This window comes from uncultured Ruminococcus sp., assembly GCF_947301925.1.
GTDB lineage: Bacteria > Bacillota > Clostridia > Oscillospirales > Ruminococcaceae > Ruminococcus.
The window spans coordinates 495,057-507,906 of sequence record NZ_CAMYUE010000001.1 but is presented as its reverse complement, the minus strand read 5'-3'; the positions used below and the strand labels follow the sequence as shown (position 1 = coordinate 507,906).

The window sequence follows — 12,850 nt, the reverse complement described above, 5'->3', positions numbered from 1 at the left end:
TGATATACCGAGCCTGAAAATACGGCTCGGTATTTTTATGCCGTCATTCTGGCTCCCCATGAAGCTTTTTCATTTTTTTTGCTTTAAATATTGTAAAAAAACGGAAAATGTGGTATCATAGAAATAGTATTTGCTTTGCCTATGGCAGATTGGAGGACCGTATGGAGAATAAAGTTGTTTTCAGCGGCAATATGACCGCACAGATCAATTTTGCGATGCAGCAGAACTATGTTCCGGTGTTCAGGAATATCGTCATTACCAATAATACCGATGACGAGCTGAAAAGCGTCCGTCTCAGGATAAGCTTTGAGCCTGAGTTTGCAAAGACCTTTGAATCTTCGCCTCTTGATCTGGCTCCCTCTCAGCCTGTGGAGATATCTCCCATAAACATCATTATGCTGTCCGAGCAGCTTTTCAGCCTTACGGAGAAGCTTGTGGGCAGCGTCACTCTGGAAGCCCTTCAGGGCGACGAGGTCATAGGACAGGAGAGCAGGACCATAGAGCTCCTTGCCTACGATCAGTGGACAGGTATAAACTTCATGCCCGAGACCGCGGCTGCTTTTGTTATGCCCAATCATCCTAAGGTACAGGAGATAACTGCCGCAGCAGGCGTATACATGAAGAAATGGTGCGGCGATCCTGCGTTTACAGGGTATCAGACCAAAAACCCGAATATAGTAAAGCAGCAGATGGGCGCGGTATATGCAGCTCTTCAGGAGCAGAACATAGGCTATACGATGCCTCCTGCCAGTTTTGAGGAGGCTCAGCGGATTCGTATGCCCGATACTGTGCTGGACGGCAAGCAGGGCACCTGTCTTGATCTTGCGGTGCTGTACTGCTCATGCCTTGAAGCCGTCGGACTCAACCCTCTCCTCATAATGGTGCAGGGTCATGCCTTTGCGGGCTGCTGGCTTGAGGAGGAGACCTTTGCCGACTGCCTGCAATACGATATGTCTGCCATAACCAAGCGTATTGCTCACGGTATAGATACCATAAGCGTAGTTGAGTGTACAGATTTCGCAGCCGGAAAAAATACGGATTTCGACAGCGCCGAGAAGCACGCTGCCGCTCATCTTGACGACGCCTCGGCATTCTGTTTTGCCATAGATATAAGCCGCACACGTTCAAGCGGCATACGTCCCGTGCCTGCAAGAGTGTCCGAAAACGGAACCTTCAAGGCTGTTGACTACGGCACCAGGAAAAAGTCTGAGATAACCTCCGCTCCCAACGAGATAGCAGACCAGACCGTAGCAGGCGGCGAGGGCAGAGAGGTAACAAAGCAGGTGATGTGGGAGAGGAAGCTCCTTGACCTCAGTCTCAGGAACAGTCTCCTCAATTTCCGTCCCACTGCCATGAGCGTCCAGCTCATGACCACCGATCTCGGTATGCTTGAGGACGAGATCTCAAAGGGCGAGGACTTCAAGGTCATGCCCATGCCAAATGATACGACACTTCAGCTTTCGGACAGCAAGATTTTTGAGACCGAGAACGACCGTGACCTTATATCGACCATATCGGAGTCGGAGTTCAAGAACCACAGGCTCAGGACCTTCATGAAGGATACGGAGCTTGAGAAGATAATGAAGAAGCTCCACAGACAGGCAAAGGTAAGCATCGAGGAAAACGGCGTAAACACCATATACCTTGCACTTGGCTTCCTGCGCTGGTACGAGACGGAGAAAAGCGACAAGCCTAGGTATGCTCCTCTTGTGCTGGTACCTGTCGATATCATACGCAAGGTGCAGGAAAAGACATACGTTATCCGTATGCGTGACGAGGACACACAGGTGAATATCACCATGCTGGAGTTCATACGTCAGACCTACGGCATAGATATAAAGGGTCTGGATCCCGTTCCCGAGGACGAGAACGGTGTGAACCTTCAGATAATATTCAATACTGTCCGTCAGGGCATAATGTCACAGCCCAGATGGGATATAGTGGACTATGCGTTTATAGGACAGTTCTCCTTCAACCGCTTCATCATGTGGAACGATATCCGCAACCGTGCCGACGAGCTTGCAAAGAACAAGGTCGTAGCAAGCCTTATCTCCGGCAGGACAGAATGGGCAGGGGACGATCTGTACATATCCCCCCTTGACCTTGACAGCAAGGTGGCTCCCACCGATCTTGTGGTGCCCCTCAGCGCGGATTCATCGCAGCTTGCGGCGGTATATGCTGCCTCACAGGGCAAGAGCTTCGTGCTCCACGGCCCTCCGGGAAGCGGCAAGTCCCAGACCATTACAAATATGATAGCAAGTGCTCTATATCAGGGCAAATCCGTGCTTTTTGTTGCCGAGAAGATGGCTGCTCTTTCCGTTGTTGAAAAGCGTCTCAACAAGGTAGGTCTCGGCCCCTTCTGTATCGAGCTCCATTCCAACAAGGCCCAGAAGCGTGCCGTGCTGAAGCAGCTTGAGGAGACTCTTAACGTGGGCAGGATAAAGAAGCCTGCGGAGTACAAGGCTCAGGCTGACAAAATAGCCGAGATGAGAAAAGAACTCAACGGCACCATGGAGGAGATACACAAAAAGCGCAATTTCGGCTGCTCAATGTATGACGCTGCCGTAAGATTCGAGAAGAACAGCGCATTTGGCGGCAAATTCAACTTCACCGCCGAGCAGATAGACGCTATGAGTGACACCTCATACTCAATGTGGCGTGAAACCCTTGAAGCTCTTGTTGCGGCAGGCAGAGAATTCGGCGATGTTACCACAACCGCTCTCGGCGTCTGCGAGCTCACTTCATGCACTCCAGAGACCAGAGGTGCTATGGAGACAAAGCTTCGCGAGCTGAAAACCGCTCTTGCCGCTGCGCAGGACGATACTCAGCAGCTTTCCCAGTTCACGGGCAGCAGCGACATGACCTTTGAGGAGTGCAAGCTGGCAGCAGAGATAATCACAGCTTCCTCAAGCGGCGAGCAGCTCCTTCCCAGGATAATAGGCGACAGCCGCTGGAACGGCTTCAAGGAGCCTGCACAGGCGCTTATCGGTACAGGTAAGGAGCTTGCACAGGTAAAGGACGAGCTGCTTGCAAAATTCGAGCCCTCAGTTCTTGATTATAACGCCTCCGACGCTCTTGTAAGGTGGAAGACAGCACAGGGAAAGTGGTTTCTCGGAAAGAGCATGGGAAGCAAGAAGCTGGTAAAGGAGCTTTCAGCTCACGCAAAGTCCTCCTCTACAGTAACAAAGGGCAATATAACCCAGTTCTATGACAGGATAAGCCGTTTCAGGCTTCTGAAGCAGCAGGTAAGCTCCGCACAGCCCGAGCTCCTGAGATTTTTCGGCAGCATGAAGCTTGACGAGAATACTGACTGGAACGCAGTTGAGACCTGTGTTCAGCGCTCATCTGAGCTTGGTGAGAGAGTTGCAGCCTCCACTTTCAGCCCCGAGATAAAGCAGAAGCTCTGCGACAGCCTTACAAAGGGCGTCAGCGGAGATACATCAAAGATCACCAAAGACTATGCAGCGCTTGAAAACGTGGCTTCACAGCTCCGCAGCAGCTTCAGCATCAATACCGACAAGCTCATAACAGGGGAAAGCTGGTGCAGCGACGCACAGATGAAGGCCGACGCTGTTATCGACGCGCTTCCGCAGCTGAAGGAGTGGACAGGAATCGTTACCATATGCAACAGGCTCAGAGAGCTTGGCATAGACAATGTGGCCGAGGCATACATGAACGGCGAGGTCCCCACAGAGCAGCTTATAGGCGCATTCGACTGCGACCTCAGCAAGGCCATGGTCACAAGCACCATTTCCCGTACTCCCGAGCTGGCGAAGTTCCAGGGAACATTGTTCGAGGATACCATCAGGCGCTTCGGCGAAGTGCTTGACAGCTTCTCCACACTTTCCATAAAGGAGCTTGCAGCCGAGCTCTCGGCAAAGATCCCCGCTCCGGGAAGCTCTGCCAACAGCTCTGAGATAGGCATACTGCAAAAGGCGATCAAGTCCAACGGCAGAATGATGTCCATAAGAAAGCTTTTCGACAGCATCCCCAATCTGCTGCGCAGAATGTGTCCCGTAATGCTCATGAGTCCCATATCGGTAGCTCAGTACATAGATCCGTCCTATCCGAAGTTCGATCTTGTCATATTCGACGAGGCCTCGCAGCTTCCTACCTGTGAAGCTGTGGGAGCTATCGCAAGAGGAGAGAACGTCATAGTCGTGGGCGATCCCAATCAGCTTCCGCCCACAAGCTTCTTTGCTTCCAATCAGGTTGACGAGGAGAACTACGAAAAGGAAGACCTTGAAAGCGTGCTTGATGACTGTCTGGCACTGTCCATGCCTCAGAAGCATCTGCTCTGGCATTACCGTTCGCGCCATGAGAGTCTCATAGCGTACAGCAACTCCAAGTATTACGATAACAAGCTCTACACCTTCCCGTCTCCCGACGATCAGGTATCTGAGGTAAGCTGGGTACACGTTGAGGGCTACTATGACAAGAGCTCTACCCGTACCAACAAGGCTGAGGCACAGGCTGTTGTAGCCGAAATATGCCGCAGACTCAGGGACGAAAAGCTGAGAAAGCTCAGTATCGGTGTAGTTACCTTCAGTCTGCCACAGCAGAGCCTTATCGACGATCTGCTCATGGACGCATACCGCGAGGATCCCAAGCTGGAGGAATATGCCAACGAGATGTATGAGCCCATACTCATAAAGAACCTTGAAAACGTTCAGGGCGATGAGCGCGACGTTATCATGTTCTCTATCGGCTATGGTCCCGACAAGGACGGCAAGGTATCCATGAACTTCGGACCTCTCAACCGCGACGGCGGCTGGAGACGTCTTAATGTAGCTATATCACGTTCAAAGTGTCAGATGATAGTGTTCTCTGTCATCACACCAGATATGATCGACCTTTCACGCACACGCTCAGACGGCGTTGAAGGACTGAAGGGCTTCCTTGAATTTGCTGCAAAGGGCAGGAGCGCTCTTCCCGTAAGGGCTGGCTCAAAGTCAGGCACTGAGGGCTTCGAGACCGTTGTAGCCGCTGAGCTTAAAAAGCTCGGATACGACTGCAAGTGCAGCGTAGGCTGTTCGGATTACAAGGTGGACGTAGCCGTTGTGAACCCCGACAAGCCCGATACCTATATTATGGGTATAAACTGCGGCAACGAGTCCTATTTCCACAATGGCACCGCAAGCGACAGGAGTCTTTCTCAGCCGAGCGTGCTCAAGGGTCTCGGCTGGAACGTAATGAGCGTCTATATCATCGACTGGCTGGATAACAAGGAAAAGGTGCTGGCAAAGATAAAGGCGGAGATTGATTCTGCCATCGCGGCCTACCGTGATCCGGGAGCAGCTCCGAAGGAAGAAGAAAAGAAAAAGCAGGAGCTGGTATTTGAGACGGAAGAGGTCGCCTCCTTTACTGAAAGCTTTGACGAGTTCAAGTCCTTTAAGATAAAGGCTCTCGGTACATCGGAGAGCTTCAATGAGGCAAGCACTGCAAAAATAACAAAGTGCATAAACGATATCCTCACCTGCGAGGCTCCCATGAACAGGAAAACTCTTGCCAAAAAGACATTCTCATGCTGGGGCATATCACGTCCGGGCGCAAATATGAAGGCTCTCTTTGATACGGCCTTTGAAAAGTCTGAGGCAAAGCTCACAAGCGCAGGAGAAAACGAGTATGTATGGCTGGCTTCACAGTCTCCCGAGGAGTACGACAAGTGCCGTACAGTATACAAGGGCGATGACAGGCGTGATATAGACGATGTAGCCCCCGAGGAGATAGCAGTGGGCATAAGGGAGATAATGTCCCGTCAGGTGGCCATGGCCCGTGAGGATCTGCTGCGGGAGGTAGCGCACCTCTTCGGCTTCACAAGGGTGACTCCCACACTTGAGACCTCTGTTGCTCTTGGTATAAAGGCTGCGAAGCAGCGCGGCTGGGTAGGCTTTTCCGAGGACGGAAGAGTTTCCTACACAGGAAATTGAATTAACGGAGAATTAAATTGAAACGACTTTTGATATTAATAGGAAAGATAATTGTAAAGCTGTTGAAGCTTATGCACCGAAATGCGGGAAACCTGCCGGGAATAGTGCTATGGCATCTGTCGCGGCACAAGGCGGTCTCCATGTTCAAGGTAGACTGTCCCATAATTGCCGTAACGGGAACCAACGGAAAGACCTCAGTCACTAACTGTATCGCTCAGCTTTTTGAGCGCAGCGGCAAGAAGATAATCATAAACCGCGAGGGTAATAACCTGGATACGGGAATATGCTCCATGCTGCTGAAATACTGTGATATGTCGGGAAAGGTCAAGGCGGATTACCTTATACTGGAGACCGATGAGTCCCATGTTCCCGTGGTGTATTCCCAGCTGAAGCTGGACACACTTGTGGTGCTCAACTTCTTCCGCGACCAGCTTGACCGAAACGGCGAGATGGAGACTCTTATCCAGAAGATCAACGGCTTCTGCAAGACGTTTGAGGGCAATCTCATACTCAACGGCGACGACCCCAACACAGCTCGTCTGGGAAGGGCGAATCCCCATAATAAAAACGTCAAGTATTTCCATGCGGAGCCCTACGCCTTTGCCACAAAGAAGATATTCGAGGCATCGGAGGGACGCTTCTGTCCCTTCTGCGGCGAGGCGCTGGAGTACGATTACTATCAGTACTCCCATATCGGAAAATTCATATGCAAAAAGTGCGGCTTCGGAAACTATGAGCCCTATATCACAGCCAGGGATATCGACCTTGAAAAGCCTGTATTCACTGCCGGCGGCCACACATATTCGCCCAAGCTCAACAGTATCTACAATATCTATAATATGACGGCTGTGGCGGCTGCGGCAAAGCTCTACAATATCGATCAGGATATTACAGACGGAGTTATCAACAGCTATACCGTCAAGAACGGCCGTATGGAGAACTTTATGCTGGGCGGCAGCAAGGCTACGCTGAATCTTGCAAAGAATCCCGTGGGAGCCAATATGACTCTCCGCGTCATGAACGAGATGCAGGGCGAAAAGGAGCTGCTTTTCGTGCTCAATGACAATATCGCCGACGGCCTTGACGTTTCCTGGATATATGATATCAATTTCAGCATTTTCCAGCGCGTCACAAGAGTTGTGACTTCGGGAACAAGAGCGTATGATATCGCGGTCCGTATAAAGACAGCGGGCTATGATCCGGCAAAGATAGTAGTTCGTCCCGATCTTGACAAGGCTGTTGAGGAGCTTGCGAGCACGCAGGGACGAAAGTTCATAATTGCCAATTATACGGCAGTGCAGCCCACAAGAAGCGCTCTGAAGCGCTATATCGCAAAGCATGGAGGTAACAGATGAAAACGATAAGGATACTTCATATGTATGCCGATATGCTCGATCTCTACGGAGACAGCGGAAACATGGAGGTTATTTCCTTCCGCTGCAAAAAGCGCGGTATAGAATGTATAATAGATAAATACTCCATAGATTCGGAAATGCCCGATTTCAGCTCCTATGACCTTATATACATAGGAGGAGGCGCAGATCTGGAGCAGCAGCATATCTCAGAGGACCTACTGAAATGCAGGGAGGGGATCGTAAAGGCCTATAAGAACGGTACCTTCCTTTTCCTGATATGCGGCGGCTATCAGCTCATGGGAAAATACTACCGTGACGCTGACGGAAACGAGATAAAGGGACTGGGGCTTTTTGATTACTTCACTGTAGCTCCCAACAGCCGCAGAAAGCGCTGTATCGGCAATATAGTCATCGAGACCGGGCTTACGGGCAAGCCTGTTAAGGTTGTCGGCTTTGAAAATCACGGCGGTCAGACACAGGGAGTAAAATCCACCTTCGGAAAGGTGCTTTACGGAAACGGAAACTGCTCAAAGAGCGAGGCAGAGGGCTACTGTGAGAAAAACGTTATCGCTACATATCTCCACGGTCCCTGTCTGTCGAAAAACCCCGAGATATCTGACTATATGATAGAATACTGTGTGAACAGGGGCGAGAAGGAGCATATCTCTCTTGAAGCTCTTGATGATACTCTTGAAAAGGATTGCCGTCAGGTAATGCTTGACAGGCTTCTTAAAAGCCGTTAACTTGTAGGGGAGCCCTTAGATGTCAGCTCGTAAGGGCTCGCCTTGTGTGCCCATGTATTACAAACCATGATTCTTTCGGGCGAACACTGTTCACCCGTACAGATGGAGATCTTATTTGCAGCGTAAAGCAAGCAACAGACAGTTTCTTGTTTTTTTCTCATACTGTGTTATAATAACATCAGAGGTGATAATCATGGAAACTAAAAACATAATACTTGAACTCAGAAGCAGTCACGGATTGTCTCAGGAGGAGCTTGCCGAAAAGGTATTCGTTACCCGTCAGGCAGTCTCACGCTGGGAAACAGGTGAAACGATACCTAATACCGAAACTCTTAAGCTGCTTTCCGGGATTTTCGGAGTGTCCATAAATACTATTTTAGGCTCTCCGAGAAAACTAATATGCCAGTGCTGCGGTATGCCGCTTGAGGATGCTTCTATCAGCAAGGAGCCTGACGGTTCATTCAATGAGGACTATTGCAAATGGTGCTATGCCGACGGAAATTATACATATCACGATATGGATGACCTCATAAATGTTTGTGTAAAGCATATGGCTGCCAACGGCTTTTCCGAGGAGCAGGCGCGTATCCATATGAAGGATATGCTGCCTAAGCTGGATTACTGGAAACAGCATAAGGAACTGGAGGACGGCGGTAAGTTCGAGAGCTTCAAGAAGCAGCTCATTGATGAATTCAATGCGCTCGGTATCAAAGGAATGCCGAAGGTTGAAAAGCTTAATGCACTTGTGGGCAGCTATGTGAACCTTGCATATAAGCTTCCAAACGGAAATACTGTCAAATTCCTCGATGACAATGCGACTTATCTGGGCAATCAGTTCGAGAGCGGAAATGGTGACGGACGCTGCTTCGGCATACTTGCAAATGTGGAGTTTATGATGGTATGCACCTATGGAAAAGACGGTGCAGATCCCGAGCTTCTGGTATACAAAAAAAGATGATCTATCCTAAAACGGACAGCGGAGTTTCTCTCTGCTGTCCGTTTTGTCATTTTTGGCACTTTTTCTCCATAAAATGTAAAAACACATTCTGTAGGAGGTCAAAGTGTTCAGATCCAGACTATTACGCGATACGGTCATACTTACGGTAATGCAGCTTTTTCTCGATACGGCTGCGCTTCTGCTGAACGTATTCATTACGAAGCAGCTCGGAACTTCAGCCGTGGGGATACTGAGCCTGATGGGCTCATTTCTCGGGCTTGCAGGAATACTATCAAACGGCAACGCCTTTCTTTGTACCAGCCGTCTCATATCCGAGGAGCTTGGAAAGCCATGCGGCAACGCAAACAGAGTGCTTCTGTACGGTGTAAGGCTTTGCCTGATACTTAGTATGGCTGTGTCGGCAGCTCTTCTGCTGCTTGCAGAGCCGATAAGCCGCAGGTTTTTCAGCGGAGCCGAGATGACGGCGGCTCTGAGGATAATGCCAGTCGCACTTGTAACAGGAGCACTGTCGGCCTGTCTGAAGGGCTACTTCAACGCCGACAGGAGGGCGGCTGTGTCAGCGGCAGGTGACATAGCGGAATTTATCACAAGGTGCGTTTTTATAGTTGCTGTGACACTTGCTGTGGGGAGAGTCTCGGAAAACGCTGTATGCCGTATCATGATCGGCGGAGTGATAGCAGGCAATACAGTATCCCTTCTGCTGCTTTCGGCGTCATATATCAGGTACCGCAGGCCTGCTAAGAGTGTATGCTCCCTGACATTCAGACGGTATGCCGCGCTGTCATTCCCTATAATGGGCGGCAGTATTCTTACAGCTGTACTTAGCAGCACCAATGACGCCCTGATACCTGTATGTCTCAGGCAATACGGTGACTCGGCAGGGGAGGCGCTGGGGATGTTCGGTATATTTGAAGGGATAGTGCTTCCTGCTCTGTTTTTCCCGTCGGTAGTATTTTGTTCGGTATCGGGAATAATAGTCAGCGAGACTGCCAGAGCAAGCGCAGCAGGGAACAGGCAGCGTATTAAGAGCCTGACTGAAAGACTGAAAGCGTGGACGCTTATGTTCTCTGTATTTGCTGCGGCTGTGATGATGCGCTTCGGAGGAGATATCGGCAGACTTCTTGGCGGCGGGGAGCTTGCAGGCAGGATCATAACAGTTATCGCTCCCGTCATACCGTTTATATACATGGAGATAGTACTTGAAGCCCTCATAAAAGGGCTGGGACTCCAGAGCTTTTCGTCCTTCAACTATCTTGCGGAGTACATTATCAGGATAGCCTCGGTGCTTATTCTTGTGCCGCGGGTCGGATTTTACGGGATAGTGTTTTCATATTATGCCAGCAATATTATCGGGAACTGCTCACGTTTCATCAGGGTAACAAGGGCGTCCGGAGCGGAAAAAGCTCTTGGCGGGACTTTGCTTTTGCCTGTATTGCTTGCTGTATCGACCATGTCGGTCATTGAGATAGCATACCGTATCATAGGCCTGACAGCAGAAAAAGTGCCGTCAATGATCGTATTTGCTGTGCTCTGGGGAGCTGTTTACTTCGGATCTTACTCCGTTTTGGGAAAAGTAAAGCTAATTAGTAAATCAGGAGAAGAATTATTTGGTGATAGTGCACAACAAACGGTTGACCGTGTACTATGAAATGTAGAAAATTTTATGTTAGTATTGCAATTTTTTTATTAATGAATTATAATATTTGTATGCCGTGCATAAAACGGATAAACCATTTAAGAGGAGAAACTTTACCATGAAAGAATATGATGTAAACAAAGTCAAAAACATAGCATTTGCAGGCCATAACGGCTCGGGAAAAACTTCTCTTGCAGAGGCGATCCTTTACAAGGCAGGAGCTTCCGACCGACTCGGCAAGACTGCTGACGGCACAACAGTTTGTGACTACGATCCCGAGGAGATCAAGAGACAGATATCTATCGGTACTTCTCTTGCTTCCTTTGAATATAACGGATTTAAGGTAAATCTGCTCGATACTCCGGGTCTGTTCGACTTTGCAGCCGAGATGATCGAGGGTATAAGGGCTTCAGATACGGTAATGATAACAGTCTCTGCAAAATCAGGCGTAAAGGTAGGCGCAAGAAAGGCCTATGACGAGGCTGTAAAGCAGGGCAAGTCAAAGATGTTCGTGGTTACGAAGATCGACGATAAGGACGCTAACTTCTTCAATGTTCTCACAGAGCTCAAGACGGTTTTCGGTCCTACTGTATGCCCCGTAGTAGTTCCCGTTGTCAGCAACGGACAGATAGTTGAGTATGTAAACCTCATAGAGATGAAGTGCTATAAGTACGACTCAAAGGGCAACGCTATCGAGACAGAGATGCCCACAGCCGAGATATCGGAGAAGTTTGAGTACCGTGTTGACGGTCTTGTAGCTGCCGTTTCCGAGGCTGTTGCCGAGACCTCAGAGGAGCTTATGGAAAAGTTCTTCGAGGGCGAGGCCTTCACCCAGAAGGAGCTCATCGACGGTATCCACGACGGTATGAACCGCGGTATCATCACTCCCGTAGTCTGCACATCTGCATCAGACCTTGCAGGTATAGATATGCTTCTCAAGGAGATAGAGCTGCTGCTTCCTTCACCCAACGAGGTATATGCTGCTGAGGCATATACTCCCACAAAGGATATTGTTGAGGTTGACTGTGACGCTGAGGCTCCTCTGTCAGCATTCGTATTCAAGACCATCGCTGACCCCTTCGTAGGCAAGATGTCGTTCATAAGAGTTATGTCGGGCAAGCTCACATCTAACTGTGACGTAGTGAATTCGACCACAGGTGCAGCCGAAAAGATCGGCAAGCTCTATAATCTCTGCGGAAAGAAGCAGAGCGAGGTGTCTGCAGCATATGCAGGCGATATCGTTGTAGCTTCCAAGATCTCCGCAAATACTGGCGATACACTCTCCGATTCTTCAAGAGTCGTTGAGTTCGCAGGCATGGAGTTCCCGAGACCCTGCTACTCTATGGCAGTAAAGGCAAAGGCACAGGGCGACGAGGCAAAGATCTCCGCAAGCATCCAGAGACTTATCGAGGAGGATCCTACTCTCACATATATCCAGGACGAGACCACAAAGGAGCAGATCCTCAGCGGTCTTGGTGAACAGCATATCGAGGTCGCAGCTGCCAAGCTCAAGACAAAGTTCGGTGTTGAGGTAAATCTTACCGTTCCCAAGATAGCTTACAAGGAGACTATCCGCAAGAAGGTAAAGGTACAGGGCAGACACAAGAAGCAGTCGGGCGGTCACGGACAGTTCGGTGATGTATGGATCGAGTTCGAGCCCTGCGTAAGCGATACCCTCGTATTCGAGGAGAAGATATTCGGCGGCGCTGTTCCCAAGAACTTCTTCCCCGCAGTTCAGAAGGGACTTGAAGAATCTGTCAAGAAGGGCGTTCTTGCAGGCTGTCCCGTAGTAGGTCTGAAGGCTATACTGGTAGACGGTTCATATCACCCTGTTGACTCTTCGGAAATGGCATTCAAGACAGCTGCTTCCATAGCATACAAGGAAGGCCTCAGACAGGCTGATCCCGTAATGCTTGAGCCTATCGGCGAGCTGAAGGTAACAGCTCCCGACGACAATACAGGCGATATCATGGGCGAGCTCAACAAGCGCAGAGGCAGAGTGCTTGGCATGGAGCCTGTTGGCGGCGGAAACACCCTTATCCAGGCAGAGGTGCCCATGCGTGAGATGCACGATTTCGCAATGTATCTCCGTCAGACCACAAGAGGCATGGGAAGCTTTACATTTGAATTCGTAAGATACGAGCAGCTTCCTTCAAATCTGGTAACTGAGGTAATCTCGGCAGTAGGAAATGTTGATTAAATGATATGGCGGCAGTCGCAGAAGCGGC

6 protein-coding genes are annotated in these 12,850 nt (G+C 49.8%); all 6 read left to right on the top strand.

Features of this window, described 5'->3' with window-relative positions:
- Nucleotides 1–161 precede the first annotated feature (161 nt).
- Nucleotides 162–5,930, top strand: coding sequence for a DUF4011 domain-containing protein (locus tag Q0Y65_RS02400; RefSeq protein ID WP_297956428.1), 5,769 nt, complete (start codon nt 162–164; stop codon nt 5,928–5,930).
- Between the two features lie 17 nt (nt 5,931–5,947).
- Nucleotides 5,948–7,285, top strand: coding sequence for a MurT ligase domain-containing protein (locus Q0Y65_RS02395; protein ID WP_297956425.1), 1,338 nt, complete (start codon nt 5,948–5,950; stop codon nt 7,283–7,285).
- A complete protein-coding gene (locus tag Q0Y65_RS02390; protein WP_297956422.1) occupies nt 7,282–8,028 on the top strand; it encodes a type 1 glutamine amidotransferase in 747 nt (248 codons plus the stop codon). The genes Q0Y65_RS02395 and Q0Y65_RS02390 overlap by 4 nt, the downstream gene beginning before the upstream one ends.
- A 193-nt stretch (nt 8,029–8,221) precedes the next feature.
- On the top strand, nt 8,222–8,986 hold the full coding sequence (locus Q0Y65_RS02385; protein ID WP_297956419.1) for a zinc ribbon domain-containing protein: 765 nt from the start codon (nt 8,222–8,224) through the stop codon (nt 8,984–8,986).
- A 103-nt stretch (nt 8,987–9,089) separates the two neighbouring features.
- Nucleotides 9,090–10,634, top strand: a complete 1,545-nt coding sequence (locus tag Q0Y65_RS02380) for an oligosaccharide flippase family protein (RefSeq protein WP_297956417.1) — start codon at nt 9,090–9,092, stop codon at nt 10,632–10,634.
- Between the two features lie 106 nt (nt 10,635–10,740).
- Complete coding sequence (locus Q0Y65_RS02375; protein ID WP_297956414.1) at nt 10,741–12,822, top strand: elongation factor G; 2,082 nt, start codon at nt 10,741–10,743, stop codon at nt 12,820–12,822.
- The last annotated feature ends 28 nt before the right edge of the window (nt 12,823–12,850 follow it).